This is a genomic window from Mojavia sp. (genome assembly GCF_059505145.1).
Genome location: NZ_JCACKA010000140.1, coordinates 4,436 through 6,003 on the forward strand (window position 1 = coordinate 4,436; position 1,568 = coordinate 6,003).

At 43.7% G+C, this 1,568-nt stretch carries 1 protein-coding gene; it reads left to right on the forward strand.

The genetic code is table 11. The annotated features are described in order from the left end of the window. Positions 1–1,568: HEAT repeat domain-containing protein (locus AC5JL8_RS37385; protein WP_495884739.1), on the forward strand; the 1,568-nt coding region annotated here is incomplete at both ends.

Genomic DNA, 1,568 nt, shown 5'->3' on the forward strand with positions numbered 1-1,568 from the left:
TGCTATTCCTGAGTTAATAACTGCTTTAAAGGACAAAAATGCATCTGTTCGTGCCAGTGCTGCTTATGCCTTGGAGAGGATAGGAGTAGAAGCCAAAGCTGCTATTCCTGAGTTAATAACTGCTTTAAAGGACAAAAATGCATCTGTTCGTGCCCGTGGCGCTTTTGCCTTGGGAAGTATAGGAATGGAAGCCAAAGCTGCTGTTCCTGCCTTGATCACTGCTTTAAAGGACAACAATGCATATGTTCGCTACGCTACTGCTTTTGCCTTGGAGAGGATAGGAGTAGAAGCTAAAGCTGCTGTTCCTGAGTTAATAACTGCTTTAAAGGACAACGATGCATATGTTCGCTACGCTGCTGCTGCTGCTTTGGGAAGTATAGAAGTAGAAGCTAAAGCTGCTGTTCCTGCCTTGATCACTGCTTTAAAGGACAACAATGCAACCGTTCGCTTCAATGCTGTTTTTGCCTTGGAGAGGATAGGAGTAGAAGCCAAAGCTGCTATTCCTGCTTTGATAGCTGCTTTGACAGACAACGATTCAATGGTTCGCTCTAAAGCTTCTTTTGCCCTAATGAAACTAGGAGTGGAAGCTGAAGCTGCGATTGTTCCCGCTTTGATAGCTGCTTTAAAGAGTAACGATGCAGGTGTTCGCTCTATTGCTGCTGATGCTTTGACAAACAAAGTCAGCGAAGCCAAAGTTGTTGTTCCCGCTTTGATAGCCGCTTTGAGGGACAACGATGCAGATGTTCGCTCCAATGCTGCTTATGCTTTAGCAAGCCAGGTCAGCGAAGCTAAAGTTGTTGTTCCTGCTTTGATAGCCGCTTTAAAGGACAACAATACAGATGTTCGCTCTCATATAGCTAATGCTCTGGGAAGTATGAAAGAGTCAGCCATAGGTGCTGTTCCTGCCTTAATAGTTGCTTTGAAGGATAACAATGCGGATGTTCGCTCTAGTGCTGCTTACGCTTTGGAGAGAATAGGAAAAGAAGCCAAAACTGCTATTCCTGCCTTAATAGTTGCTTTGAAGGATAACAATGCGGATGTTCGCTCTAGTGCTGCTAATGCTTTAGGAAGCATGAGAGAATCAGCCATAGCTGCTGTTCCTTTTTTGATAGAAACTTTAAAGGACGAAAATGCAGATGTTCGTTCTTACGCGGCTAATGGCTTAGGGAACATGAAAGAATCAGCCATAGCTGCTGTTCCTGCTTTGATAGAAATTTTGAAGAACGACGACGATGCAGGTGTTCGGTCTATTGCTTCTAATGCCTTGGGAAATATGGGAAAAGAAGCCAAAGTTATTGTTCCTTTTTTGATAAAAACTTTGAAGGACGAAAATGTGGATGTTCGCTACTATACTGCTTATACTTTGAAGAGAATGGGAAAAGAAGCCAACGCTGCTATCCCTCACCTGATTGCTGCTTTAAAGGATAATAATGCAGGTGTTCGTTCTCAGGTGGCTAATGCCTTAGGAAGCATGGGAAAAGAAGCCGAAGCTGCTATCCCTCACCTAATAGCTGCTTTAAAGGACAACGATGCAGATGTTCTCTCCAATGCTGCTTATGCCTTAGGAA